Here is a 16,386-nt window from a genome sequence, read left to right as displayed (position 1 = left end):
TCAACTTCCCATCATGAGATGGGATTACCCGAGAAGCCCCCACCTCTAAGCGAAGCGTAGGTGGTGGGAGTATGTCACCGCTTGGCCGATGAAATTTATGCACAGCATCATCACCAAAATGAGCAATGATGCAGGCAGCCATACCCACCATTTGTTTTGCAGCACATCGGGATTGGTCGCATAGCTGACCAGCGTCCCAAGGCTTGGCGTGCTTTCCGGCAGCCCGAACCCCAGGTATGTAAGACCTGACTCAATGCCGATGTTGCCAGCTAAGTTCAACGTCAAATTGACGATGATAATGGAGCTTAAGTTCGGCAAAATTTGAAACAAAATGATTTTCCAATCCGGCGTCCCGAGCGTCTTGGATGCGCTGACATAGTCCAATTCCCGCTCGGCAAGCGTCTTGGCGCGAATGAGCCGGGCTTTGCCCGTCCATAAAAACGCGCTCATAATCAAAATGAACGTCGCCACATTGTATTTCGGGACGATGGCTACAAAGACGATCACCAACATTAAAAACGGCAAGACAAGAATAAAATCGATGATGCGCATGATGACGTTGTCGATCCAGCCGCCGAAATAGCCGGCCACAAGCCCCACCACAAGGCCGATCGCACCTGTGATTAGCGTAATCGCCAGGCCGATCGTAAAGGAATTGCGGGCTCCAATGATCAGCTGGCCGAACACATCGCGGCCGCCATAATCGGTGCCAAGCCAATGTTCCGCCGATGGCGGTGAATAAATGGCCAAAAAGTCTACCTTTACAATTTCCTCTTGGTCTAAAAAAATGGAAGCGCCGTAGACAATCAGCAAAATGACGGACAATATAATGAGCGAAACAAGAGCCAGCCGATCGCGGACGAGCTCCCGCCACATAATCGAAAGAGCGGAAGGGCTTTTCTCACAGGCTATTTCAACTGGAGCAGGACGGTTCACCTCAATTTTCATATTCCACGCCCCTCCCTTACTCAATGCGAATGCGCGGATCGACCGCACTTAAAATAATGTCAGAAAGCAAGGTCCCCACAAGCGTCGCGACCCCGGAAATCATCACAAGCGCCGTTACGACGCTGTAGTCGCGCTGCATAATCGACTGCAAAAACAGTTGTCCAAGCCCTGGATAACTGTAAATGGACTCTAAAAACACGGAACCGCCGATGAGACCCGTAATTTCATAGCCTAAAAACGCTGCGATCGGCAAAAACGAATTGCGCAAAATGTGCCGCCAGTAAATCTGGCGTTCTGGAACGCCCTTGGCGCGCGCTGTTTTCACGAAATCTTTCACTTTCGTATCAATGATTTCGCTTCGCAAATATTGAATGGTGACGACCGTGTTGATGAGCGCGCCCGATAAAGCCGGAAGCATGAGATGATTCAACTTGCTTCAACATTTTTTGTAATTTGATCCTTATCATATATGATTATTTAGAACATAAATTTGTTTGACTATATTAATGTTTCAAACGCTCAGCTTTTTTTGCTTTGTTGAATGCGCATCGAAAAAAATCGCCTTTACTCGACAAACAGAGGAGGGCGATGCTGTTTCATTTTTTCCGCCCCGTAACGTGCAAGCCAAAACGCAAAAACGCAGATGCCCATGACGAGACATCCGCGTTTTTCCATCATTTAAACGCCATCGCCGCCCGCACCGCTTTTTTCCAGCCATCGTAGAGCATCGTTCGCTTGTCATCATCCATCTTCGGCTCAAACCGGCGCTCGAGCTGCCATTGGGCGGCGATGTCATCTCGGCTGTTCCAGTAGCCGACCGCCAACCCAGCCAAATACGCCGCACCCAAGGCCGTCGTTTCATTCACAACCGGACGTTCGACCGGAACGGCAAGCAAATCACTCTGGAACTGCATAAGGAAATTGTTTTTCACCGCCCCGCCGTCAACGCGCAGCGTGGTCAGCGAGATGCCAGAATCGGCTTCCATGGCGGCGAGCACATCTTTTGTCTGGTAGGCGAGCGATTCCAAGGTGGCCCGGATGAAATGCTCTTTCGTCGTGCCGCGCGTGAGGCCAAACACCGCCCCGCGCACCTCGCTGTCCCAATACGGCGTGCCAAGACCGACGAACGCCGGGACGACATACACCCCGTCAGTCGACTCGACTTTTTCAGCGTACGCTTCGCTGTCCGCCGCTGTTTTGATCATCCGCAAGCCGTCGCGCAGCCATTGAATGGCCGAGCCGGCGACGAAAATGCTGCCTTCAAGGGCGTATTCGACCTTGCCGTCAATCCCCCAGGCGATTGTTGTGAGCAGCCCGTGTTTCGATTGCACCGCTTTTTCCCCCGTATTCATCAGCATAAAGCAGCCCGTGCCGTACGTATTTTTCGCCATCCCTTCCCGAAAGCACGCCTGGCCGAACAAGGCCGCCTGCTGGTCGCCCGCGGCGCCTGCGATCGGCACCTCGACGCCAAAGAAGTGATAAGGGGCGGTTTTCGCGTACACTTCTGACGACGGCCGAACCTCAGGAAGCATTGCCTTCGGTACGCCTAGGATATCAAGCAGCTCTTCATCCCACTCGAGCGTATGAATGTTGAACATTAATGTGCGCGACGCGTTCGAGTAGTCGGTCACATGGGCGCGGCCGCCGGACAGCTTCCAAATGAGCCACGTATCGATCGTGCCGAAAAGCAATTCGCCGCGCTCCGCCCGTTCGCGCGCTCCGTCGACATGATCCAAAATCCATTTCACTTTTGTCCCGGAAAAATAGGCGTCAATAAGCAAGCCGGTTTTTTTGCGGAATAGCGGGTCATACCCTTTCGCCTTCAGTTCATCGCAAATATCGGCTGTCTGCCGCGACTGCCAGACGATGGCGTTGTAAATCGGGTTGCCGGTGTCTTTCTCCCACACCACCGTCGTCTCCCGCTGGTTCGTAATCCCGATCCCTGCCACTTGTTCTGGCTTCACTTGCGCCTCGGACAAGACGCTCGCGATGACGGCGAGCACCGAGCCCCAAATTTCGTTCGCGTTATGCTCGACCCAGCCGGGCTGCGGAAAATATTGCGTAAACTCTTTTTGAGCGATATGGACGATTTCGCCCTTTTGATTGAACAAAATCGCGCGCGAGCTCGTTGTGCCTTGGTCGATGGCTAACATGTATTGATTCATAACCTTCTTCCCCCTTCTCCTTGATGAGCTTGCAATCCCCATATGCCAGCTACAGAGAACGGCGGCTTGTGGCGCTCACTGTCTTTCCGTTTGTCATCTTCGGCGCCGCCAAAACGACTGCGGTTGCCGCCAGCACTCCCCATAATGCGGCTGACGGTTTTCCCAAGAAAACGGCTTTATAGACCAAACTGCCTAACGCACCCCCAAGCAGCGGTCCGACGATCGGCACCCACGCATACGCCCAATTCGATGACCCTTTCCCTGGGATTGGCAACAAAAAGTGAGCTAACCGAGGCCCAAAGTCTCGAGCGGGATTAATGGCGTATCCCGTCGTACCGCCGAGCGACAGTCCAATCGCCACGATCAAAAAACCAACGACAAACGGATTAAGCCCATCAGCGAATTTGTTGGCGCCAATGGCCAAGATGGCCAAAACCAACACAAACGTTCCGATGATCTCGCTAAGCAAGTTGGCAGCCGCATCCGGCACAGCCGGACCCGTCGCAAACACGCCAAGCTTGACACCCGGGTCGTCTGTTTCCTTCCAATGCGGCCAATAGTGGAGATAGACGACGGCAGCCCCAACCATAGCGCCAAGTACTTGTGCCAACACATAGCCAGGGACATCTTTCCATGGAAAATCGCCGCTTATGGCCAGTGCCACTGTCAGCGCTGGATTGAGATGGGCGCCACTATACCGGCCGACAGCGTATACGGCCACGGCCACCGCCAACCCCCACCCCATCGTAATGACCATCCAGCCCGAATTGGCCGCATATGATTTCTTTAAATTGACCCCGGCGCACACACCAGCGCCGAAAATGATGAGCAGTGCCGTACCGATGAATTCCCCTAAAAATGGCGACATTTGTTCTCTTCCCCCTTTTCATTCGTGATTTCCTCTGCTATTTCCTGCTTGGGCGGCCCCTCCGGAGGGTTAGCCGTTGGGTGGAAAAACAAAAACCCACACACTTCCCCGCTCATCAACGAGGAATATGTGTGGGTCTCCGCTTCTCCACCACAACATTATTAACTTGCTTTTAGCATATCATCTGTTGAAAACGCTGTCAACCTATTTCTTCGGCAAAATTTGCACGTAATCGAAGTCGAGCGTATCGACCGCGTCTTCGATATGAAGGCGGGTGATGAACCGGTACGACCGGCCGGGGCGCGATGGCGGCAAGGTTTCCGGAATCGTGTAGGAAAACGGGATCTCCTTTTTCTCGCCCGGCTTGATCGAAAACGCTCCGGCCGCCGGAATGACGGCGACAATGTCATCCAGTTCCTTGCCGTTTTCGATCGTTTTTTGCACGAGCTCCACATCGAGCCGCTCGATCATTTGTTCCACCGTTCCGCCGTAAATGTGGACGATCCCTTGAATCATTTCCCCCTGGCGCCATAACGATTTATTTAAGATCAAGTCGACGTGCGCCGACCCGACTCCGACTCTGGACATCATTTTGCGCAATAACACCGCAGTCACCTCTTTGTCTCTCTTGTCATATCATCATACGAAAAAACGAAGCCGCCTGTTTCAACGCGAGCCAAAAAAGAAACAGACGATGCTGGCGCGGCACGTCTGCCCCTGGGAGAAACAGGGACGAATGCGGCTTATTTTGTTACCGCTTACATTTGAGATTACCGCATTCGCCTTCCGCTGTCAATTGGTTATTCGTACACATTTTCGTTTTCGATAATGTAATCGATCCGAATGACCGGGACGTCCTGTTGCTCGACTTCCGCAACAATCAAGCCGACGCGGTCATTATAGATGCAAAACATATCCTGCCCTTTGCGAAACGCCGACTCTCCGTACGAAAGAACCATGTGGTAAATTTTATTATCGCTGAAATAGCGGCGGCTGACCCGGTTGCCCAATCGAACGATCACTTCTTTTCCCGCGATTTTTCCGCGGTACATCCGCTTCTCCCCCTTTTCGTCGTTCCTATTCCAATGTATGGCCGTTGTTGCCCGCTCATGACTTTTTTCTCCCCAGCGGCCCGCTTTCCTTTTCAACGCATTGTTTTTCGGGCCGGCAAACAATTTTTTTCGGAAATTTCCTTTCTTTTGCTTGACGCAGCCACCCGCGGTAGTGTATAGTAAAGTCATCACATAACAGAATATATTTCAGGCATTCAACATGAAGACGCATCTTGGATGGCTGTGAAGTATATTTTGTTATTTGATAAAAATCTTGAGGTTAGCCGAACAGGCTAAAGGTATTAGGAGGAATTCAGTATTATGCAACGTGGTAAAGTAAAATGGTTTAACAACGAAAAAGGTTACGGTTTCATCGAAGTGGAAGGCGGTTCCGACGTATTCGTCCACTTCACGGCGATCCAAGGTGAAGGGTTCAAAACGTTAGAAGAAGGCCAAGAAGTTTCGTTTGAAATCGTCCAAGGAAACCGCGGACCGCAAGCAGCGAACGTTGTCAAATTATAAGACTTCGTTGACATAGACGAGAGAACGGGAGCGGAACGAGAGGCACTCTGTTTAAGCAGGGTGCCTTTTTCATTACGATTTGCATAGATTCCATCAAACGGCAAACAATAAAGAAAGGGAGGTGTTCATATGGCCAGACGCGATGCCGACATACATACGGGATACAACGACGTAAAGCAAGTGGAAATGTTCGTCGAGACGGCGGAGAAAATGGTCGGCCAGGCGACGATGCAGCTCGACCCCGAGATGCTTCGCCACGCCGAACAAGCGGTGAAAAACGCCCGCGACCAACTTGCGCGCGCCCGCCAAGAAGCAACGGGCGTCGACGGTGATTTTCTCGCCCGTTGCGAACAAACATTGGCCCGCGCCGAACACCAGCTTCGCGAGGCGCAGCAATAACAGCAAAACGGAGCTTCGCTTGGCGAAGCTCTTTTTGCACCATCTATAAGGCGGAGGACAAACAGCGATTTCCTTTTGGAGTGAAAAGAAGAACAGCTTTTGAGGTTTCTCCATGTTAAAACGTATGTTCTGTCAATCACCGGCCTTCGCAGCGCATCCGCTTCCTCCGTTCAAACGCCAGAGCTTGCCTGGTCGCAGCCGGCACCGCCCCAGGCTCGCGAAAGCGCAGATTGGGGCTCCTATCGCCCGCACCAACCGCCTCTTAAAAAAAATTCCTTCATTACCGACGCGGACGCGGCGGCGCTGATAGAAGCATCTCCCCGTACTGCCGCATTTGTTCCCCGACCGTGCATTGCTGGATGCAAAACGATTGGGCGTACGTTTTGCCGTACTCTTTCCGGAACGTGCTTTTTAAAAAGCAGCCATCGCAGTACGTTTCCTCCAGCCAAGCGATTTGGTCCAATATTTCTTTGCGTCGGTTCCGCTTCTTTCCCATACGACCTTACCCTTTCCCTGTCAATTCCGTTCGGCTTGTGATGATCTGCCCTTCAAGCGCCTGGCGGGCGAGCGAATCCGCCTCTTTATTTTGTTTGCGCGAAATCGGCTCGTACGCCGGTTCGATGTGAAGTTCGCGCATTTTCGCTTCAATGCGGTCAAGCCAGATGTTGAAATCGTCCTCAAAACACGGCCAATCGCCGGACAGCTGCTTTAACACGACGTGGGAGTCGCCGCGGAACGTCACCGGCAAATGATGAACACCAAGTTCCTCGAGCAGCTGCATGACAAACCAAAACGCCGCATACTCTGCCTCGTTATTGGATTTGATTTCGCCGAGCCGGCGGTTGGCGCGCAACCGGTAGCGATGATCGTTTTGCTTATAGTATACGACCGCGCCGGCGCCGCCTTGGGACGTCTCATGGTCAAAGCCGCCGTCGAAATACACAACGATCTCATGCGGCTCGCCGGCGATCTCCTCAAGCAGCTTTTGCAGCTCTTTTTTTGACCACACCGTGCCGTTTCGATCGATGAACTCCACTGTTTTCGTCCGCCCGGTTTTTTCAAAATCATCCGCCAAAGCGAGCGCCTTTTTGGCATCGACCCAATCGGAGACAAGAAACGCCTCTTGTTTTTTCGGCGTGATATACGTCCAGTGGATTTGTACGTCCAACGCATTGTCACCCTTCCGCGTGGCGATGATCGGAGCTGGTTTTTATTTTACCACACTTGCGCCCTTGTTCATTACCTAATATTATGCGCAAATTCTTCTTGTATCAACCATTTTGCCGCAGGCGCCCATCTTTTTTCCAAAATATCTATCTTTTTCGGCCTACTTGTGGTACACTAGCGGCTAGCACCCAAAATGAGATGGGGCGCAAGCATATGAAGAGGGAGGATTCGAATTGAAGCGTCAAACCATAGCCGATCTGAGTCTGCTCATGGTGACGTTCGTCTGGGGGGCGACGTTCGTCGTCGTCCAAAATGCCATTTCGTTTTTGGAGCCGTTGTCGTTTAACGCCGTTCGCTTCAGTTTGGCCGGCTTGTTGCTTCTCACCTGGATCGCTGCCGCTTCCCGCCCACTCTTCGGCCAGTTGTCATGGCGAGTCATCGGCGCTGGAGCGTGGATGGGGCTATGGCTGTTTTGTGGCTACGCATTCCAAACGATCGGACTGTTGTATACCACTTCCTCGAAAGCCGGCTTTATTACCGGACTGAGCGTTGTGCTCGTTCCATTGTTTTCCTTTTTGATTTTAAAGCAAAAACCGTCTGTGAATGCGGTCGTTGGAGCGGCACTTGCCGCGTTCGGCCTGTATTGGCTGACAGGGGGAGCGGAGCTGTCGTTCAATCAGGGCGATTTCTTTGTCTTTCTTTGTGCTGTTTCCTTTGCCATGCACATTATCGTCACCGGCCGCTATTCCTCTCAGCATTCGACGATGCTGTTGACCATGGTGCAAATTTTTACCGTCGGCATCCTCTGTTTCTTCTTTGCCTTTTGGTTTGAAGACGCCGCGCAAATCTGGAATATGGCGGTGCTCCGCCGTCCGGAAGTATGGGGGGCGCTCGCTGTGACATCGTTGTTGGCGACGACCGCGGCGTTTCTCATCCAAACGGCGGTGCAAAAATATACGACTCCCGCCCATGTCGCGCTGATTTTCGCCATGGAGCCGGTGTTCGCCGCTTTGACCGCCTACCTTTGGGCTGGAGAGCGGCTGTCGCCATCGGCCTGGCTTGGCGGCGCTGCGATTTTGGCCGGCATGATTTTCGCCGAACTGCCAAGCATGCGCCTCTGGGGCAGACGGTGGCGGGAAAAGCGGAACATCCCATCGTAGCCGCAACGATTGCTCTTAGCGAAAAACAGTGAAGCTTTCCTCCTTTGCTTATATTTTGACCAAGAGCGGCCATACTATCCGTAAAGAGCGGAGGTGAGAGCAATGACCAAAAACGGCGGCCGAAACCGCGGCACGAAGGCGCCGGGCGTCAACCCGCAAGGCTTTGGCCAAGACGGAACGTTCACCCCGGATCCAAAAAGCAAGCTTGAGAACGCAGCGAAAAAGCTCAACACAAAATAAAAGCAGGCTTCCCGATATGGGAGCCTGCTTTTTGTCGTTATTGTTTCACTTTCGCCAATTTTTCGCGCAACACCATTTGCAAAATGCCGCCGTGGCGATAGTAGTCGATTTCGACTTCACTGTCAAAGCGGACGATGACCTCAAATTCTTTCTTCTCACCCGTATCCGGGTTCGTCGCCGTCACTTTGACGAGATCGCGCGGTTTGACGTTTTCATCGATGTGAATGTCGAACACTTCTTTACCCGTCAAGCCGAGCGTCTCCGCATTTTCGCCTTCTTTGAATTGCAGCGGCAGGACGCCCATCAAAACGAGGTTCGAGCGGTGGATGCGCTCAAAGCTTTCGGCGATGACCGTTTTAATGCCGAGCAAGAACGTCCCTTTCGCCGCCCAGTCGCGCGAGCTGCCCATGCCGTAGTCTTTGCCGGCGATGACGACAAGCCCAGTGCCGTCTTGTTTGTATCTCATGCACGCATCGTACATCGACATCACTTCGCCGGTCGGCCAGTACGTCGTATAGCCGCCTTCCGTGCCCGGCGCGATTTGGTTGCGGATGCGGATGTTGGCGAACGTGCCGCGCATCATCACTTCATGGTTGCCGCGCCGCGAACCGTACGAGTTGAAATCTTTCGGCTCGACGCCTTTCGAGATCAAGTATTGGCCTGCCGGCGTGTTTTTGCCGATCGACCCAGCTGGCGAAATATGGTCAGTCGTGACCGAATCGCCGAACTTGCCGACGACGCGCAAGCCGGTGAGAGGTTCGACTTTGCGCACTTCCGGCGACAAGCCTTCAAAGAACGGCGGATTTTGAATGTACGTCGAGTTTTCATCCCATTGGTACAGCGGCTCATCCGTCGTTTCGATGGCGTTCCAGCGCGGATTGCCGTCGAACACGCGCTCATATTCTTTGCGGAACAGTTCCGGATCGACCGCTTGCTTGACGACATTCTTCACTTCTTCCATCGACGGCCAAATGTCGCGGAAATAGACGTCGTTGCCGTCTTTGTCTTTGCCAATCGGCTCGTTAAGCAAGTCAATGTCGACCGTGCCGGCGAGCGCATAGGCGACAACAAGCGGCGGCGATGCCAAATAGTTGCCTTTGACAAGCGGGTGGATGCGGCCTTCAAAGTTCCGGTTGCCGGACAGGACGCTTGTCACGAGCAGATCGCTTTCCGCGAGCGCTTTTTCGAGCTCCGGCGCAAGCGGACCTGAGTTGCCGATGCATGTCGTGCAGCCGTAGCCGACAATGTTGAAACCGAGCTGCTCAAGATACGGCAACAAGCCCGAATCGCGCAAATAGCCGGTGACGACTTTCGAGCCCGGCGCGAGCGACGTTTTCACGTATTTCGGCACTTGCAAGCCTTTTTCGACCGCTTTTTTCGCCACTAAACCAGCGGCGACAAGCACGTACGGGTTCGACGTGTTCGTACAGCTTGTGATGGCCGCGATGACGACAGCGCCCGTTTTCAATTTCACTTGTTCGCCGTTCAGCTCGACCGTAATTTCCCGCTCCAAGTCCGCTTCCGTCAAGCCAAAGCCTTGGTTGCCTTGCGGCGCTTTCACCGCGTCGCGGAACGACTGTTTCATTTTCGAGAGCGGGATCAAGTCTTGCGGCCGTTTCGGGCCAGACAAGTTCGTTTCAATTTCCGACAAGTTGATTTCCACCACATCCGTAAACACCGGCTCCGGTGCATCCGGCGTGTAGAACAAACCGTTCGCTTTGCAATACGCTTCGACGACTTGAACGTGATGTTCGTCGCGGCCGGTCAAGCGCAAATAGTCAAGCGCTTCAGCGTCGACCGGGAAGAAGCCGCACGTTGCCCCGTATTCCGGCGCCATGTTGGCAATCGTCGCCCGGTCGGCAAGCGGCAAAGTCGCTACTCCTGGTCCGAAAAATTCAACGAATTTGCCGACGACGCCTTTTTTCCGGAGCACTTGCGTCACCTTAAGCGCCAAGTCCGTGGCCGTCGCTCCGTCCGGCAGCTTGCCTGTCAGGCGGACGCCGATGACTTCCGGCACCGGGAAGTACGACGGTTGGCCGAGCATGCCGGCTTCCGCTTCAATGCCGCCGACCCCCCAACCGAGGACGCCGAGGCCGTTGATCATCGTCGTATGCGAGTCCGTGCCGACAAGCGTATCCGGGAACGCTTCGTACTCGCCGTTTTCCCCTTCGACCGCGTGAACGACGCTGGCCAAATATTCCAAGTTCACTTGGTGGACGATCCCCGTTGCCGGCGGAACGGCACGATAGTTGTTAAACGCTTTTTGCGCCCATTTCAAAAACTTGTACCGTTCGGCGTTCCGTTTGAATTCCAAATCCATGTTGTACTCCAGCGCATCGTCTGACCCGTAGCGGTCGACTTGCACCGAGTGGTCGATAACGAGATCGACCGGAATTTCCGGGTTGATTTCGTACGGGTCGCCGCCTAGATCCGCCATCGCTTTGCGCATCGAAGCCAAATCGACGACGGCCGGCACGCCGGTGAAGTCTTGCAAAATGACGCGCGACGGCTTAAACGGCACGTCGATGTCTTTCATTTCCGGCGTTCCCCATTTCGCCAAGTTTTCGACGTGCTCTTTCGTGATGACGCGCCCGTCGACTTGGCGAAGCACCGATTCAAGCAATACTTTGATCGAGTACGGCAGGCGGCTCACCTGGCCGATGCCCGCTTCTTCAAGCGCTTGCAAACGGTAGTAGTTGTACGTTTTGCCGTTTACAACAAACGAAGAGCGGGCGTTGAACACATCTTGTTTCGCCATATGTATAACCCCCTTCACTTCACAATAATACTATACTATTTTTTCGCACAAAAGTCGAAAAAATAGCATGAATTCTCCCAATCCCCATAAAGTTCGGCACGACTTTATCTTATTATAGAACAGCACAAGTTGTAAATAATGATTTCCAATGTCTCGCCATATTACTTCCTTACCGCGGCAAAAGAGGAATAAGGCGCCCGTTTCGTCGCAAACTAGAAGCGGAGGTGAAACGAATGGCAAAGCGAAAAGCAAACCACGTGATCCCTGGCATGAACGCCGCCAAAGCGCAAGGAATGGGAGCCGGCTACAATGAAGAGTTTTCCAATGAACCACTGACAGAAGCCCAGCGCCAAAACAACAAAAAACGAAAAAAGAACCAATAGCATGGCGGCCATTTCGCCATCCCGGACTGCCATAGCATGCAAAAAGGGAATGACCGCCGCCGGCATTCCCTTACTCGTTCTCATTGACTTCGTCAACGATCGCCTGCAAATCGCTGCGGAATTTCTCAAGCTGCATGCGCTGCGTTTCCGAGGCGACTTCAAGCGCGTTTTCAATTTGTGCAAACGCTTCGTTCACTTCCTGCCGCAAATGGGCTAACTGATGGCCGTAATCGGCTTGATCGCGGACGAGATGGTCATGCCACTCTTTTGCCTCCATCGTCGCCTTTTGCGCCGCCTGAAACGCGTCTTGCTTCGTTTTATGATAAACCATGGCTCGTTCCTCCTTCGCAGTCATCGCGGTCATCCACTACTTATCGTTTCAAACCGGGCGCAAATTATGCGCCGAATAAGCAAAAGCACAACGCCGCATGCTAACGGACAAAGGAGGGACAACAAATGACGAACAAAAACGACGGCAAAGATATGCGCAAAAACGCCCCAAAAGGCGACAATCCTGGGCAGCCGGAGCCGCTTGACGGTTCGAAAAAAGTGAAGAACCGCAATCACACGCGGCAAAAGCACAACACAAGCCACGATATGTGACGAAAACAAGCGGAGTTTCCTTATCTCCGTTTAGCCGCGCCCGGCGGCAGCCGGGCGGGCTGAACGGCTGGTGTCATTATGTTTACATAATAAAATTATTGTAAAATCAACAAAGCGGGCGGTCGCTAGAACAGCCCGTTGCCGCCCGCCTTGGGTTCATTCCCGTTGAAGCGAATCATCCTCACCCGGTCAACAAGCCGGCCGACGGCGATTATGATTCGGCTGTTTGCCGCTTGAGCGCTTCATACAGCTCCACGAATTCAGCGGCTAAGTCCTTGACCGTGATCGCCGTCATGAAATGATCTTGGGCATGCACCACAAGAATCGTCACCACCGGCTGCCGCTATGCACAAAACAAAAGAACGAGGCCTTATTCGACCCCGTTCATCTCGTGAAGACATGGTGCCCGATGCGAATCGTCACCGGACGCGACAACATCCATTTGTCTTTTGTGATTTTCGGATTGTAGAAATAAAGCGAGCCGCGGCGATCGTTTGGGAATAAGGCCAGCGCCTTGTCGACCGCCTCGTAATCCTGCTTGGTCGGCTGAATGCGGGTCAATTTCCCCGTTTTGGCTGGTACAAACGCATAGCCGGATTTCGTTTTTTGATAAATGACGCCGCGCACCGTCTTTGGAAACTCCGGATGCTTTGTGCGGTTTAAAACCACAAGCGCCACTTCCACCTTGCCGACCAACGGCTCGCTCGAACCGGTCTCCGCTTGCACAAGCTGGGCGAGAAGCTTCCGGTCAGCGGCGCTTAATGAGATCGATTTCTTCTTTGCCGGCGCCGAAGCCGATCGCTTCGCCGCAGCCGGCACTTTCAGCCTTTCTCCGGCATAAATGGCATCGCTTTTTAAGTGATTTAACAACTTTAACGAAGCAACCGTAGTATGATATTGTTTGGCGATCTTCGACAACGTATCGCCTTTTTTCACTTGATAGTATGTATACGAGCCAGCCGCTTCCGCCGACAGCCCATGAGAGCTTAACGCCATACAGCAAGTGATCGCGAGCGCTGCAATCGTCTTTTTCACTCTGCGCATCCCCCTCATCGTTGCCTTTTGGCTTTTTTCTGTTTACTAGATTAGCAGGCAAAGAAGGGAACGTCACTGTATATCTTTTCCATACAAAGCGGCCGGCGGCTTTCCATCCATTGGCGCTGTATGGCGGGACAAGCTTTTTTACAGTTGCATTACAGTTGCGTTACACTTCGTAACAAGCCGCCGTTTGAAACTTGCCAAACAGCAAGCTTTTCGACATAATAGTAGACGAATCTTGCCTATGGCAAAACAGTTGATCATCATGTTGGGGTGGGGATCGTGCTGACCGGATGGTTTCTTTGGTTTATTTTGCTTTGGGTCGTCTTTTTGCTTGTCATGATGTCGATCGGCGGCTTTTTCATGTTCCGCAAGTTTTTGAAGCGGCTGCCGAAAGAAGATGGAAAATCGGAGCTCGACTGGCAGGAATATTACATTGAACAGACGCGCCATTTATGGGGGGAAGAAGAAAAAGCGCTGCTTGAGGAATTGGTTCGCCCTGTGCCGGAATTGTTCCGCGACGTGGCGCGGCAAAAGATCGCCGGCAAAATCGGCGAGCTTGCGCTCAAGGAGCAGGCGCCGCGCATCACACGCGACTTGCTCATCCGCGGCTACATCATCGCAACCCCCAAGCGCGACCATAAGTTTTTGATCCGGACATTGCAGGCGAAGAACATCGATCTCGCCCCTTATAAACATTTATTGGAAAGCCGCTGACGTTCCGCCTTTCGTCTAAGGCTGACCGGCGGCTTTCGTCTGTTTCAGCATGAAAAAAGCGGCCCAAACAAGCAGCTTTTTCGGCCGGGACTGACGACTTCAGCTCCGTCTGCGGGACAATTCCAGGGAAGCGAAGTGAAGTGGCTTGGCGCAACAAAAAAGGGAGCTGTCCATCAGCGGGACAGCTCTTTATGTCAGCACTGGCGGTTTCAGCTGCGCCGCCAGCTTTCTATACGAAACGTACATCGCAATCCGCCATGGGACGATCATCGAAAACGCGAGCAAATAAAACATGCCGCTTAACTGGCGGTAGTCGATCGTTCGTCCTAAATACGTTTTCAAGCCAAGACGAATGACAATCAACCCGAGCAAAATCCAAATAAAGGATTTTGAGCGTTTCAAATAAATCTCATTGCCGCGGATTTCAAATTTCGACGTTTTAATGAGAAACAGCGAGAAAAACAGGCCGAGAATGACCGCCTCGATCAGTTCCCCGCGCGTAACGCGAAAGACCGGATCGATGAACATCAGCGCTCCGGTGCTCATAAACAGCGGCGGCAAAATAATTTTTTTGGCATTCGTCGGCTTTTCCGACGCCTTCATGCGCACAAAAAAGATGAAAAACGCCATCACAACGGCGATGAGCGATGTAACAAGCGCCAAAGCCATCACCTTCTTCCGACAAAATTCACGAACAACGCCATTATAGCAAAAAGCACTTCGCTTGCCTATCGTGCTCTAAAGCCGCCTCCGGCCAACATCGCGCCAGCGCCCCTCCTCTTCCTTGCCATGAGAAGCGCCCCCAGCTGTCTTCGGTCATAAGCCGGCGCCTTCCTATGCCGTACGGAGCCGAAGCCCGCTTACAAAAGACGGGCAATCGCCTCGAGCACGCGGGTTTCTTCAAACGGCTTGACGATGAAGTCGGCCGCTCCGGCTTCAATGGCCCCAACGACCATACGCTGCTGCCCGAGCGCCGAGCAGATGATGATTTTCGCCCCGGGATCGATCTCCCTAATCGCCCGCACCGCTTCAATCCCATTCATGACCGGCATCGTAATGTCCATGATGACAAGATCGGGGCGCAGCCGGCGATACAGCTCGACCGCCTCTTTGCCGTTTTCCGCCTCACCGGCTACGGTGTGATCCGTTTTTTCCAATATGCGCGCCAGCGTTACCCGCATAAACTTCGCATCGTCAGCAATTAAAATGGCAGCCATCTTTCCATCGCCCTCTCCTCAACGATATTCCTCCAACAACAGCCGCACAAAGGGCGGCTCCATCGCCGCTAAAAACCAGTAAATCCGCCAAACAAGCTTGTCGTATAAGCAATCAGCTTTGTCATCCAGTCAAAGTACAAAACGACGCCCATCGCCACCATGACATAGCCGCCCGCCTTCATGATGGATGCGCTATGGCGGCGGATCCATTGCAGCTTGCCGATAAAAAACGACAACATGAAAAACGGAACGGCAAATCCGAGCGTATAAGCAAGCATATACATCATTCCTGAGCCCGGGTTGGTGGCGGCTAGAGCGACAACCGCCACCAAAATCGGCCCCATGCACGGCGTCCAACCGGCGGCAAACGCCATGCCGATCAGCACGGAGCCGACATATCCCGATGGCCGTTCACGAAACGAAATGCGCCGGTCTTTCAGCAAAAACGCCGGCTTCCACAGCCCGGCGACGACGAGGCCGAGAGCGACGATCACGACCGCGCCGATTTGCCGGATCGCATCTTGATAATCAACAAACAGCCTTCCAAGAAGCGAGGTGCCAAAGCCAAGCGAGATAAAAATGAGCGAGAAGCCGAGCAAAAAGCAAAGCGTATGCCATAAGCTGCGGCGGTTCAGCATCGCGTTTTCCTCTTTCAACTCGCTGACCGACACGCCGGTGATATACGATAAAAACGCCGGATAAAGCGGCAAGCAGCACGGGGAAATAAACGACAAAAACCCGGCGCCGAACGCTAAAAATAGATTGAGATCATTCATTGGTGAACCAGCCCCTGCTTTTTTACTTTTTATTTTAGCAGAATTCCTTCTTCCCGTAACATGTTTCTCATTGTTCCTGGTCAATTTTTCTATTTTCCATTTTTGCGTTCACTGATAAAATAGTATAAAGCACCATACACAATACTTCAAGCAAAGGACGGTCGATTCGTGCCGAAATGCAAATTGTTGACCTTGATTGAACAAAAGCGGATGGAGCTTGTCGACACGGTGGCCAAAACGGGGTTAAACTCGGCGGCGGCCATGAAAATCAGCAAAGAACTTGACACGTTGCTCAATGCCTATCAACGCGAACAAACCAAGCGGCGAAAGCAAAGCGCCTCCCGCTAGGCGGGACATGGCGCTTTCTTCTTTT

The 16,386-nt window shown here is 52.8% G+C and carries 21 protein-coding genes and 2 pseudogenes; 8 read left to right on the top strand and 15 right to left on the bottom strand.

What is annotated here, in order from left to right:
• Positions 1 to 45: 45 nt before the first annotated feature.
• The 6 genes and pseudogenes from QWV57_RS06520 to QWV57_RS06495 all read right to left on the bottom strand — a co-directional run bounded on the left by QWV57_RS06520 (position 46) and on the right by QWV57_RS06495 (position 5,033).
• Positions 46 to 948 (bottom strand): ABC transporter permease, encoded by a 903-nt coding sequence (locus QWV57_RS06520; protein WP_081133000.1) that lies wholly within the window; start codon positions 946 to 948, stop codon positions 46 to 48.
• Between the two features lie 16 nt (positions 949 to 964).
• Positions 965 to 1,384: pseudogene (locus QWV57_RS06515) on the bottom strand (ABC transporter permease); the annotation flags it as partial.
• 238 nt (positions 1,385 to 1,622) lie between these two features.
• Positions 1,623 to 3,113, bottom strand: coding sequence for a glycerol kinase GlpK (gene glpK, locus QWV57_RS06510; protein WP_301101448.1), 1,491 nt, complete (start codon positions 3,111 to 3,113; stop codon positions 1,623 to 1,625).
• 49 nt (positions 3,114 to 3,162) lie between these two features.
• Positions 3,163 to 3,981: an MIP/aquaporin family protein gene (locus QWV57_RS06505; RefSeq protein ID WP_081133002.1), complete on the bottom strand. Its 819-nt coding sequence runs from the start codon at positions 3,979 to 3,981 to the stop codon at positions 3,163 to 3,165.
• 204 nt (positions 3,982 to 4,185) lie between these two features.
• The gene (locus QWV57_RS06500) at positions 4,186 to 4,587 is read right to left on the bottom strand and encodes a sporulation protein (RefSeq protein WP_013145663.1); all 402 of its coding nucleotides are present in this window, start codon (positions 4,585 to 4,587) and stop codon (positions 4,186 to 4,188) included.
• Positions 4,588 to 4,781: 194 nt separating this feature from the next.
• Positions 4,782 to 5,033, bottom strand: coding sequence for a hypothetical protein (locus QWV57_RS06495; protein WP_013145664.1), 252 nt, complete (start codon positions 5,031 to 5,033; stop codon positions 4,782 to 4,784).
• 321 nt (positions 5,034 to 5,354) lie between these two features.
• On the opposite strand from QWV57_RS06495, the gene cspD reads away from it, so the two are divergent.
• Entirely contained in the window at positions 5,355 to 5,555 is a 201-nt protein-coding gene (gene cspD / locus QWV57_RS06490; protein ID WP_003251474.1) for a cold-shock protein CspD, read from the top strand.
• 129 nt (positions 5,556 to 5,684) lie between these two features.
• The gene (locus QWV57_RS06485; RefSeq protein WP_015374483.1) at positions 5,685 to 5,954 is read left to right on the top strand and encodes a DUF2564 family protein; all 270 of its coding nucleotides are present in this window, start codon (positions 5,685 to 5,687) and stop codon (positions 5,952 to 5,954) included.
• Between the two features lie 280 nt (positions 5,955 to 6,234).
• On the opposite strand, the gene QWV57_RS06480 is transcribed toward QWV57_RS06485, so the two are convergent.
• Both QWV57_RS06480 and QWV57_RS06475 read right to left on the bottom strand, forming a co-directional pair.
• Entirely contained in the window at positions 6,235 to 6,450 is a 216-nt protein-coding gene (locus QWV57_RS06480; RefSeq protein WP_013145666.1) for a zinc-finger domain-containing protein, read from the bottom strand.
• A 6-nt stretch (positions 6,451 to 6,456) separates the two neighbouring features.
• Positions 6,457 to 7,122 carry a ribonuclease H family protein gene (locus QWV57_RS06475; protein ID WP_015374482.1) on the bottom strand — a complete coding sequence of 222 codons (666 nt, stop codon included), beginning with the start codon at positions 7,120 to 7,122 and terminating at the stop codon, positions 6,457 to 6,459.
• A 232-nt stretch (positions 7,123 to 7,354) separates the two neighbouring features.
• Between QWV57_RS06475 and QWV57_RS06470 the strand changes: the two genes are divergently transcribed.
• Positions 7,355 to 8,281 (top strand): DMT family transporter, encoded by a 927-nt coding sequence (locus QWV57_RS06470; RefSeq protein ID WP_301101447.1) that lies wholly within the window; start codon positions 7,355 to 7,357, stop codon positions 8,279 to 8,281.
• Between the two features lie 102 nt (positions 8,282 to 8,383).
• Positions 8,384 to 8,521, top strand: coding sequence for a small, acid-soluble spore protein L (gene sspL, locus QWV57_RS06465; RefSeq protein ID WP_011230846.1), 138 nt, complete (start codon positions 8,384 to 8,386; stop codon positions 8,519 to 8,521).
• Between the two features lie 37 nt (positions 8,522 to 8,558).
• Here the strand turns inward: sspL and acnA are convergent, their stop codons facing one another.
• Complete coding sequence (gene acnA, locus QWV57_RS06460) at positions 8,559 to 11,279, bottom strand: aconitate hydratase AcnA (protein WP_013145670.1); 2,721 nt, start codon at positions 11,277 to 11,279, stop codon at positions 8,559 to 8,561.
• A 233-nt stretch (positions 11,280 to 11,512) separates the two neighbouring features.
• On the opposite strand from acnA, the gene sspO reads away from it, so the two are divergent.
• The gene (sspO, locus tag QWV57_RS06455) at positions 11,513 to 11,662 is read left to right on the top strand and encodes a small acid-soluble spore protein SspO (protein WP_008879509.1); all 150 of its coding nucleotides are present in this window, start codon (positions 11,513 to 11,515) and stop codon (positions 11,660 to 11,662) included.
• A 70-nt stretch (positions 11,663 to 11,732) separates the two neighbouring features.
• Here the strand turns inward: sspO and QWV57_RS06450 are convergent, their stop codons facing one another.
• Positions 11,733 to 11,993 (bottom strand): hypothetical protein, encoded by a 261-nt coding sequence (locus QWV57_RS06450; RefSeq protein WP_015374479.1) that lies wholly within the window; start codon positions 11,991 to 11,993, stop codon positions 11,733 to 11,735.
• Positions 11,994 to 12,118: 125 nt separating this feature from the next.
• On the opposite strand from QWV57_RS06450, the gene QWV57_RS06445 reads away from it, so the two are divergent.
• Positions 12,119 to 12,265, top strand: coding sequence for a small acid-soluble spore protein P (locus QWV57_RS06445; RefSeq protein WP_011230843.1), 147 nt, complete (start codon positions 12,119 to 12,121; stop codon positions 12,263 to 12,265).
• Between the two features lie 211 nt (positions 12,266 to 12,476).
• Here the strand turns inward: QWV57_RS06445 and QWV57_RS06440 are convergent.
• Both QWV57_RS06440 and QWV57_RS06435 read right to left on the bottom strand, forming a co-directional pair.
• A pseudogene (locus QWV57_RS06440) lies at positions 12,477 to 12,596 on the bottom strand (PTS lactose/cellobiose transporter subunit IIA); the annotation flags it as partial.
• A 53-nt stretch (positions 12,597 to 12,649) separates the two neighbouring features.
• The gene (locus QWV57_RS06435) at positions 12,650 to 13,318 is read right to left on the bottom strand and encodes a cell wall hydrolase (RefSeq protein WP_174520695.1); all 669 of its coding nucleotides are present in this window, start codon (positions 13,316 to 13,318) and stop codon (positions 12,650 to 12,652) included.
• Between the two features lie 267 nt (positions 13,319 to 13,585).
• On the opposite strand from QWV57_RS06435, the gene QWV57_RS06430 reads away from it, so the two are divergent.
• Positions 13,586 to 14,020 carry a DUF2621 domain-containing protein gene (locus QWV57_RS06430; protein WP_011230841.1) on the top strand — a complete coding sequence of 145 codons (435 nt, stop codon included), beginning with the start codon at positions 13,586 to 13,588 and terminating at the stop codon, positions 14,018 to 14,020.
• Positions 14,021 to 14,209: 189 nt separating this feature from the next.
• Here QWV57_RS06430 and QWV57_RS06425 read toward each other — a convergent pair whose 3' ends face one another.
• The 3 genes from QWV57_RS06425 to QWV57_RS06415 all read right to left on the bottom strand — a co-directional run bounded on the left by QWV57_RS06425 (position 14,210) and on the right by QWV57_RS06415 (position 16,013).
• Entirely contained in the window at positions 14,210 to 14,689 is a 480-nt protein-coding gene (locus tag QWV57_RS06425) for a CcdC family protein (RefSeq protein WP_371198483.1), read from the bottom strand.
• A 191-nt stretch (positions 14,690 to 14,880) separates the two neighbouring features.
• A complete protein-coding gene (locus tag QWV57_RS06420; RefSeq protein ID WP_301101436.1) occupies positions 14,881 to 15,237 on the bottom strand; it encodes a response regulator in 357 nt (118 codons plus the stop codon).
• Positions 15,238 to 15,305: 68 nt separating this feature from the next.
• Positions 15,306 to 16,013, bottom strand: coding sequence for a cytochrome c biogenesis protein CcdA (locus tag QWV57_RS06415; RefSeq protein WP_011230838.1), 708 nt, complete (start codon positions 16,011 to 16,013; stop codon positions 15,306 to 15,308).
• A 168-nt stretch (positions 16,014 to 16,181) separates the two neighbouring features.
• On the opposite strand from QWV57_RS06415, the gene QWV57_RS06410 reads away from it, so the two are divergent.
• On the top strand, positions 16,182 to 16,361 hold the full coding sequence (locus QWV57_RS06410; RefSeq protein WP_011230836.1) for an aspartyl-phosphate phosphatase Spo0E family protein: 180 nt from the start codon (positions 16,182 to 16,184) through the stop codon (positions 16,359 to 16,361).
• The last annotated feature ends 25 nt before the right edge of the window (positions 16,362 to 16,386 follow it).

It is taken from the genome of Geobacillus zalihae, from assembly GCF_030414215.1.
Lineage (GTDB): Bacteria > Bacillota > Bacilli > Bacillales > Anoxybacillaceae > Geobacillus > Geobacillus zalihae.
This window is presented reverse-complemented; position numbering and strand designations above follow the sequence as displayed.

Excerpts from the sequence above, each read along its gene's own strand:
- QWV57_RS06520 (WP_081133000.1), bottom strand. The coding sequence starts at position 948 with ATGAAAATTGAGGTGAACCGTCCTGCTCCAGTTGAAATAGCCTGTGAG.
- glpK (WP_301101448.1), bottom strand. The coding sequence starts at position 3,113 with ATGAATCAATACATGTTAGCCATCGACCAAGGCACAACGAGCTCGCGC.
- QWV57_RS06505 (WP_081133002.1), bottom strand. The coding sequence starts at position 3,981 with ATGTCGCCATTTTTAGGGGAATTCATCGGTACGGCACTGCTCATCATT.
- QWV57_RS06495 (WP_013145664.1), bottom strand. The coding sequence starts at position 5,033 with ATGTACCGCGGAAAAATCGCGGGAAAAGAAGTGATCGTTCGATTGGGC.
- cspD (WP_003251474.1), top strand. The coding sequence starts at position 5,355 with ATGCAACGTGGTAAAGTAAAATGGTTTAACAACGAAAAAGGTTACGGT.
- QWV57_RS06485 (WP_015374483.1), top strand. The coding sequence starts at position 5,685 with ATGGCCAGACGCGATGCCGACATACATACGGGATACAACGACGTAAAG.
- QWV57_RS06480 (WP_013145666.1), bottom strand. The coding sequence starts at position 6,450 with ATGGGAAAGAAGCGGAACCGACGCAAAGAAATATTGGACCAAATCGCT.
- sspL (WP_011230846.1), top strand. The coding sequence starts at position 8,384 with ATGACCAAAAACGGCGGCCGAAACCGCGGCACGAAGGCGCCGGGCGTC.
- acnA (WP_013145670.1), bottom strand. The coding sequence starts at position 11,279 with ATGGCGAAACAAGATGTGTTCAACGCCCGCTCTTCGTTTGTTGTAAAC.
- sspO (WP_008879509.1), top strand. The coding sequence starts at position 11,513 with ATGGCAAAGCGAAAAGCAAACCACGTGATCCCTGGCATGAACGCCGCC.
- QWV57_RS06450 (WP_015374479.1), bottom strand. The coding sequence starts at position 11,993 with ATGGTTTATCATAAAACGAAGCAAGACGCGTTTCAGGCGGCGCAAAAG.
- QWV57_RS06445 (WP_011230843.1), top strand. The coding sequence starts at position 12,119 with ATGACGAACAAAAACGACGGCAAAGATATGCGCAAAAACGCCCCAAAA.
- QWV57_RS06435 (WP_174520695.1), bottom strand. The coding sequence starts at position 13,318 with ATGAGGGGGATGCGCAGAGTGAAAAAGACGATTGCAGCGCTCGCGATC.
- QWV57_RS06425 (WP_371198483.1), bottom strand. The coding sequence starts at position 14,689 with ATGGCTTTGGCGCTTGTTACATCGCTCATCGCCGTTGTGATGGCGTTT.
- QWV57_RS06420 (WP_301101436.1), bottom strand. The coding sequence starts at position 15,237 with ATGGCTGCCATTTTAATTGCTGACGATGCGAAGTTTATGCGGGTAACG.
- QWV57_RS06415 (WP_011230838.1), bottom strand. The coding sequence starts at position 16,013 with ATGAATGATCTCAATCTATTTTTAGCGTTCGGCGCCGGGTTTTTGTCG.